The sequence below is a fragment of the Neisseria sp. P0013.S005 genome (assembly GCF_051958425.1).
Taxonomy (GTDB): Bacteria; Pseudomonadota; Gammaproteobacteria; order Burkholderiales; family Neisseriaceae; genus Neisseria; species Neisseria subflava.
Window position 1 is genome coordinate 1 of sequence record NZ_JBQCVL010000027.1, and the last position, 6,522, is coordinate 6,522.

Below are 6,522 nucleotides of genomic sequence, written 5' to 3' on the forward strand. Positions count from 1 at the left end.
TCGGTCGCAAAGAAAAGAACGAGCTGCGCGAAAACCTAACCAGCAACCTGCTAACCCGAGCCCTAACCAAAAGCAGCTGCACAAATGGTCTACTTTCTAAAAATTGGCTGTGGACAGATACTGCCAGCCGCCATAAGGCAGAAAACCTGTTGACCAAGTTGCGCGAAGCCCTTGGCGGCTTGTCTGCTCAACATCTGGTTACCCGTCAATCGCCGGTATCATTGATGACCAATTGGCTGTTGCAGGGCGAAGCTCAAGGGCGGTTTGTGTTAGATAGTGATGTTACCCTGGTCGGTGTGGGCGATGTTGCTCCCAAAGTTAAAATCAGCCGCAAAGACCTTACCGCTGAAGATGTGGTACAACACGCCAAAAACGGCATGATTGTCACCGAACTGGGCTTGGTATGGAATGAACGTGTAGCCTTTATCCTGACACAGGATTTAACTCTGAAACGTATCCAATGGCTGGACGTTGTGCAGGAAGAAGCTGAAGGCAGCTGTGATGATGCGGAAAGTATGGCTTATGCCACACAGCTACTGATGGCGGCTGCACTAAGTGCGATTCTTAGTGAGTTGGTGGATTTACTGGGAGGTTGGCAAGAATGATGGAGGGTTGGGACTTTTAAAGCTGGATTAAAGGCCGTCTGAAATGGGGTTTAAAACCTGTTTCAGACGGCCTTTTTTTTGCTGAAAATAAATTTTAAAATATTGTTGACTACGCGAAAATATCGCGTATAATACAACTCATCAGGAAGCACGAAGCAAGCCTGAACAACCTTAAAGGAAATCAATCATGAAAAATATCGAAATTAAAGACACTACCCGATACACCATCGAAAAAACCGAGAACGGTTATTCTGTGCGCCGAATCAGCTATGGTCTCGGAATGCTATCCGCACCTGTCGTTATTACCCTCCCCGATTCTATTTTTTCCGCAAAATATAAGACATATGGGCAATATTGCCGCAAAGTCGATCGGGCGATTGATAAAAAGCTCGCCAGACTGGTGCTGGAAAAAGCTTTGGGCAAGGAGGTGTGAGATGTGGGCTGCCTTGTTTAGGCGGCCGCCTTTGTTTCGGGCGGCTGCCGAAGAATATTTATCCATCAGTCTTGCTCATTGCTGTCCGCAGGTTAAGAAATATACGCGCGACCGCATGGTATTGTGGGTCTATCCGGCTCTTGGAGATAAGCGGATCCATAAAATTAAACCGTATGAGGTTTTGGAGTGCGTCCAAAGGTTTGGCGTGAATGCTCCGTCGCAGACGCGCCGGTTGTTGCAGGTAATAAGCGGGGTTTATAGATATGCAAAAGCAAGAGGATGGTGTGAAAATAATCCTGCCGACGGTCTGAATATCGCCTTACCCCCTTATAAATACAAAGGCTTCAGGCATTTGTCGTCTGCGCAAATGCCTGAATTTTTAGGCGCGGTCGATACTCACGTTACTCTGGATATGGCGGCGGTTACTGCTTTTTGGCTGATTGCTTATACCGCTGTCCGCCGGGGCGAGGCAGTCAATGCAGAGTTGTCCGAATTTGATTTTGAGACGGCAATATGGACGATCCCTGCGGCGCGCATGAAAATGAGGCGACCACATGTCGTCCCTCTCGCGCCTGACGTTGTGGATTTATTGTCTGCTTGGCTGGTTGAGCGCGCTCGGCGCGGAATTTCCGGAGACCTTTTATTTGGCGGCATCGGCGGACACCGCCCTTTGCACGTTATCACGCAGGCCGGCTGGAGGGACAAGATGACGATACATGGATTCCGCAAGGTTTTTAGCACGCATGCCCACGAAAGCGGGCTATGGTCAGTTGATGCCATTGAATTGCAGTTGGCCCATATCATCAGCGGTGTACGCGGCGTTTATAACAAGGCGATGCTGTTAGACGAGCGCAGACGGTTAATGATTTGGTACGCGGACGAGATAAACCGATGGCGCGCCATAGGTCGCGGCGGATATAATGGCTCTCATAAGGAGGAGTCAATCTATGCACCACACTGTCATTGAGGCGTACCGTCGTCTTTTGTTTTTAACCGTTTTGGAAGCTGCTAAGTCGGTCGCCTGTACATCTGTACGTCCTGATGGGGTATCAGAGCGGGCTTGGCATCGATGGGAAAGTGGCGAAGGAGTCATGCCTGATGAGGTGGCGGAAAATCTGTTGGCCCTGATACGGCTCAGGCAGAGAGAGATAGACAGTATCGCCGCGCAGATTGCCGGCGGAACTAAGCCTATACTGACCGCCCCAAAAAAAGGGGCGGATGTATTGGAATACAAAATCAAATTGTCGGTTTTTGCCGAGGCAATGGCGATGGGCTGCAAAACAAAATAGGAGGCCGAATGAAATATCCCGAAGCAGGCTACACCCCTGCAAATTTAAGATTTGTGATGGATACATACGGGCTGACCCTTGCCGAGGTCGGACGACGGACTGGCACGGCATTGCGCACCGTGCAAAACTGGGTCGCCCCGGTTGATGCCAAGGATCACTCTGGGATGCCGCACCGCAAGTGGGTCATGCTGCAAAACACGCTCAAATAATTCTTGACTATGCGAAAATATCGCGTATAATAAAACTTATCGGGAAGCACAAAGCAAGCCCGAAAAACCAAAAGGACTTAAAAAATGAAAGATTTATTGGATATTGAAATGAAACAGGCCGAACTTAGAAAAGTGGATGCCGAAATCGCAAAAATCATCGCAGACGCGCATAAGATAAATGCGGAATCGGTCAAAATAGCCCAAGAGGCTCGGTGGTATCCCATTATGATTGCTACTGGATTGGTATCAGCCGTCGCGGCAACGATGGCGGTAGTGATTAAATTCTTATAACAAAAGCCCCCAAATGGGGGCTTTGTCATGCCTGTCAGTTTCGCAAAAAAAACATTGACTTAATACTATATATTGTATTTTATTGGTATAATATGCGCTAATTTATACTATATGTTGTATTGGAGAAATAATGCGCCGTTCGTTGATTGCGAAAATTAAAATCGCTCAAAAGGAGCTGGGCTTGGACGACAGTACCTATCGCGCGGTGTTGGAGCGCGTGACGGGTAAGCGGTCGTGTGCGGATATGGATGTTTCTGAACTTGAGTCTGTTGTCGCTGATATGCGGTCGCACGGATTTAAGCCTAAAACTAAAGGTAACCCACACGGTAAACCACATCTGCGTCGGACATCATCAGCGGCGATGTTGGACAAAGTCGAAGCCCTGCTGACCGTCGGCGGCAAACATTGGAACTATGCACACGCAATGGCGCGGCGGATGTTTGGTAAGGATAAGGTCGAATATTTAGACGATACGCAGCTACATAAACTGGTTGCTGCATTGCAGATTGCAGAAAACAGGAAACGGGGAAAGTAGAAGATGGGGTTCGAAAAAGTTGAACATTTATTGCCGGACACGGTATTGGAAATTGTAGATGTCATCGGATTGGCTGCAACCGAGCAGCTGGTCAAGGCGATTGGCGGGGCGCGGTTTAAATTTGGTAAGGGCAAGGTGGACACCGAGCGTTTGGCAATTTTGGTCGAAGCCATCGGCGAAGTGAAAACGCATGAGCTGTTGCGGGTATATGGTGGCGAGGAATTGTATGTACCACGGTGCGGCAAGGCGTTAATACAGTTGAGAAACCATAGGTTTTATCAGGAGTTTATCAAATTGCGCGATGTTAATAAGGAGAGCGGGCTTATGGCGATGACGAAGCTATGCCCTAAATACGGTATCTCTTCGCGCACGGGATATACGATTATTAATGAGATGAGCCGACCTGCGGCACAGCAGGCAGCTTTATTTTAGGCAGTGATGTGTGACCAGGCTTTGGCCGTCTGTATTCAGACGGTCTTTTTTTTGGTTTGGAGGGGGTGAAACATCTACCGTTCGGGACGATGGGTTAAAGACGGTTTAATGGGGTTTAAAAACTATCTATTTGAGGTATTTATGGCCCCGCAAAAAGAACTCCCTTGGATTGCCGAAGCGCGAAAGTATATCGGTCTGACAGAAATCCCCGGTAAAAACCACAATCCGACCATTTTGAATTGGCTTCACGGGCTGAAAGCTTGGTGGAAAGACGATGAAACGCCGTGGTGTGGCGTATTCGCAGCCCATTGTCTGCGAGCCGGTAACCGAGATATCCCGAAGGATTGGATGCGCGCCAAAGAATATGCTTTTTGCGGTAAACGCCTTACCAAGCCTGCTTACGGCTGTTTGGTCGTGTTTACGCGCCAAGGCGGCGGTCATGTTGGTTTTGTTGTCGGTAAGGACAAGGTGGGTAATCTGCTGGTTTTGGGCGGCAATCAAGGCAACCGCGTCAGCATCGCGGCATTTCCGACGTCCCGCGTGGCTGCGTATGTATGGCCGTCTGTCGGCGGTGCGCCTCTTGCCCCCGCTCCGGAGCGTTACAACCTGCCATTGGGCGGTGCGGCACTGAGCAGGAGCGAGGCATGAAAAAGTCTTTGATTGCTCTGGCATTGGCGGCATTGAAACCGCAGGTGCCTGAATTTGAGATTAAACCTGCCCGCGTGGGCAATCTGAAACAACATCCGAGCCTGCGCTTGGGTAAATCAGGTGTGGCAGCCGCCAAACGTGCGGCGCGTAAACGCAAGGCGAGAAAGTAAGAAATATGATTGACGGTTGGGATGGTTATTAAGATGCGTATTTTTGACATTTTTAAAAACCCTGCGACAGGCAATGTGTCGCACTCGAAGCTGTGGGCAAATGTTGCCTGCGCGGCTGGGACGTTTAAATTTGTGATGTTGCCCGATCCGTCGGCGGAGATTTGGGCGGTGTATTTGGGAATTGTCGGCGGCTATGCGGTGGCGCGTTCGTTTGTCAGCGTCAAACGTCAGGAGGTCGAGAATGAATCTCGTGAAACTGCTGGCGAATAACTGGCAACCGATTGCCATCATCGCGCTTGTCGGCACGGGCTTGGCTGTGTCGCACCATCAAGGCTACAAGTCGGCGTTTGCGAAGCAGCAATCCGTCATCGACAAGATGGAGCACGAAAAGGATCAGGCCTTGCGTCTGTCGGCACAAAACTACGCACGCGAGCTGGAACAAGCCCGCGCGGAAGCAAAGCAATCTGAAGCCAAGGCGCACGCCGTCGGTGTGAAATTGGCACAAAAGCAGGCGGAAGTCAGTCGTCTGAAAACGGAAAATAAAAAGGAAATCGAAAATGTCCTTACTCAAGACCGTAAAAATGCAAGCGGTAATTGTATTGACGGCTTTGGCCATCACGGCCTGCAGCTCTACAAGCACGCCCTCGGCTACGGAAATTAAGGTTGTCGAAAAGGCGGTCATGCCGACGCCGCCTGCTGCACTGATGGTCGCGCCGGTACGCCCGAGCCCACCAAAGGACGGCAAGACGGCAACGCTGCTCGAACATGCTGCCGAGTTTGGCGGCTATGTTTCGGAGCTGGAAAACCAAAATCAGGCTTGGCGCGATTGGGTAAACAGTCAACTCAAAATTGACAGTCCGTCGGAGGTCACAAAATGACCTATCAAGAGTTGGTACAGCGCGTGATTGCCTGTCGCCATGCGGATTTGGAGTTGGGTTTGAGCCGCGCAAGAGAGCAAAAGCCGTTTGTCGAACATGTGTCCTCGTTGTTGGATAAGGCGGGAATTGAGTACGCCGTGCGTATGGATAAGGATTTTCAGACGACCTTTTGTGTGGAATTTGACGGCAACGCGGAGGCGGCTGTCTATTCTGCGGTGTCGCCTTATTACCTGATTTTTTCAGGGGGTGGCAAATTTGAAGTGGCAAGTCGCCATCCTGACGGCTACTCCATCCGTATCGTATTTGGCGATGTGCCGGTTTAAAGGGGTTTTAAATGGACTTTGAATTTGGTTTTAAAACCATTTGGCCGCTTTTGACGGCGGCATTTTGGTTTTGGGTCAACGGCATTTCGGGTCGTCTGAAAGAGGCGGACAAGCGCATCGACGACCTTAAAGAGGAGCTACACAATGTCAAGCTCTCTTATCACACCAAGCAGGATGCCAAGGCAGACAGCACTAATATTGCGGCGGCCTTGGAACGAATTGAAAACAAGTTAGAAAAAGTAAACGAAAAACTGGACAGGAAAGCGGACAAATCATGAGCGACCCGATTTTGGAAGCATTGGCGCGTATCGAAGCCAAGCAGGATGACCTGCTTGCCAATCAGGCGCGCATGGACGAGGAATTGCAGCAAATTAAGAAAGACTGCAAGAAATCTGCTGCGGTTTATGGCGGTCTCGGCGGCGTGATTGTAACGACCGGCTGGGAGCTGTTGCGAGCCAAGTTCGGGGGCTGATATGGCACACCCGAAAGAAACTCGCGAAAAGCTGCGCCGACTGTACGTCAGCGACGGGCAAACACTCGAAATCGCGGCGATGATGTGCGAAATCCCGACTGCGACCGCCCGTAGCTGGAAACGCGCCGCCAAAGAGACCGGCGACGATTGGGACAAAGTACGCGCCGCCTACACGCTGGCTGGCGGAGGCATCGAAGACTTGAGCCGATCGCTGCTGGCAGGTTTTTTGGTGCAGTA

The 6,522-nt window shown here is 50.4% G+C and carries 17 protein-coding genes; all 17 read left to right on the forward strand.

Annotation, left to right across the window (positions count from 1 at the left end; all coding sequences use genetic code 11):
* A partial coding sequence (locus tag ACTHTA_RS11125; RefSeq protein ID WP_440364592.1) for a recombination-associated protein RdgC occupies positions 1-605 on the forward strand: 605 nt, incomplete at its 5' end.
* A gap of 187 nt (positions 606-792) precedes the next feature.
* A complete protein-coding gene (locus ACTHTA_RS11130; protein WP_440364591.1) occupies positions 793-1,038 on the forward strand; it encodes a hypothetical protein in 246 nt (81 codons plus the stop codon).
* A 1-nt stretch (position 1,039) separates the two neighbouring features.
* On the forward strand, positions 1,040-2,005 hold the full coding sequence (locus ACTHTA_RS11135; RefSeq protein WP_440364590.1) for a tyrosine-type recombinase/integrase: 966 nt from the start codon (positions 1,040-1,042) through the stop codon (positions 2,003-2,005).
* Complete coding sequence (locus tag ACTHTA_RS11140; protein ID WP_440364589.1) at positions 1,986-2,327, forward strand: Aca2/YdiL-like domain-containing protein; 342 nt, start codon at positions 1,986-1,988, stop codon at positions 2,325-2,327. The genes ACTHTA_RS11135 and ACTHTA_RS11140 overlap by 20 nt, the downstream gene beginning before the upstream one ends.
* Positions 2,328-2,335: 8 nt before the next feature.
* The gene (locus tag ACTHTA_RS11145) at positions 2,336-2,536 is read left to right on the forward strand and encodes a hypothetical protein (RefSeq protein ID WP_039405115.1); all 201 of its coding nucleotides are present in this window, start codon (positions 2,336-2,338) and stop codon (positions 2,534-2,536) included.
* Positions 2,537-2,620: 84 nt separating this feature from the next.
* Positions 2,621-2,827 (forward strand): hypothetical protein, encoded by a 207-nt coding sequence (locus tag ACTHTA_RS11150; RefSeq protein ID WP_440364588.1) that lies wholly within the window; start codon positions 2,621-2,623, stop codon positions 2,825-2,827.
* A 130-nt stretch (positions 2,828-2,957) separates the two neighbouring features.
* A complete protein-coding gene (locus ACTHTA_RS11155) occupies positions 2,958-3,362 on the forward strand; it encodes a gp16 family protein (protein WP_440364587.1) in 405 nt (134 codons plus the stop codon).
* A 3-nt stretch (positions 3,363-3,365) separates the two neighbouring features.
* Positions 3,366-3,794 (forward strand): Mor transcription activator family protein, encoded by a 429-nt coding sequence (locus ACTHTA_RS11160; RefSeq protein WP_440364586.1) that lies wholly within the window; start codon positions 3,366-3,368, stop codon positions 3,792-3,794.
* Positions 3,795-3,935: 141 nt separating this feature from the next.
* Positions 3,936-4,442, forward strand: coding sequence for a TIGR02594 family protein (locus ACTHTA_RS11165; RefSeq protein WP_440364585.1), 507 nt, complete (start codon positions 3,936-3,938; stop codon positions 4,440-4,442).
* Positions 4,439-4,612: a hypothetical protein gene (locus ACTHTA_RS11170; RefSeq protein ID WP_440364584.1), complete on the forward strand. Its 174-nt coding sequence runs from the start codon at positions 4,439-4,441 to the stop codon at positions 4,610-4,612. Before ACTHTA_RS11165 ends, ACTHTA_RS11170 begins: the two co-directional genes overlap by 4 nt.
* A 33-nt stretch (positions 4,613-4,645) precedes the next feature.
* On the forward strand, positions 4,646-4,882 hold the full coding sequence (locus tag ACTHTA_RS11175) for a hypothetical protein (RefSeq protein ID WP_070749539.1): 237 nt from the start codon (positions 4,646-4,648) through the stop codon (positions 4,880-4,882).
* Positions 4,854-5,273 (forward strand): hypothetical protein, encoded by a 420-nt coding sequence (locus tag ACTHTA_RS11180; RefSeq protein ID WP_440364583.1) that lies wholly within the window; start codon positions 4,854-4,856, stop codon positions 5,271-5,273. The genes ACTHTA_RS11175 and ACTHTA_RS11180 overlap by 29 nt, the downstream gene beginning before the upstream one ends.
* Positions 5,170-5,490, forward strand: coding sequence for a hypothetical protein (locus ACTHTA_RS11185; protein WP_440364582.1), 321 nt, complete (start codon positions 5,170-5,172; stop codon positions 5,488-5,490). Before ACTHTA_RS11180 ends, ACTHTA_RS11185 begins: the two co-directional genes overlap by 104 nt.
* Entirely contained in the window at positions 5,487-5,813 is a 327-nt protein-coding gene (locus ACTHTA_RS11190; protein ID WP_440364581.1) for a hypothetical protein, read from the forward strand. Before ACTHTA_RS11185 ends, ACTHTA_RS11190 begins: the two co-directional genes overlap by 4 nt.
* An 11-nt stretch (positions 5,814-5,824) precedes the next feature.
* Positions 5,825-6,091, forward strand: a complete 267-nt coding sequence (locus tag ACTHTA_RS11195) for a hypothetical protein (RefSeq protein ID WP_440364580.1) — start codon at positions 5,825-5,827, stop codon at positions 6,089-6,091.
* Positions 6,088-6,285 carry a hypothetical protein gene (locus ACTHTA_RS11200; protein WP_049227001.1) on the forward strand — a complete coding sequence of 66 codons (198 nt, stop codon included), beginning with the start codon at positions 6,088-6,090 and terminating at the stop codon, positions 6,283-6,285. The genes ACTHTA_RS11195 and ACTHTA_RS11200 overlap by 4 nt, the downstream gene beginning before the upstream one ends.
* 1 nt (position 6,286) lies before the next feature.
* Positions 6,287-6,522 (forward strand): DUF1804 family protein (locus ACTHTA_RS11205; RefSeq protein WP_440364579.1); only part of this gene is annotated, 236 nt, incomplete at its 3' end.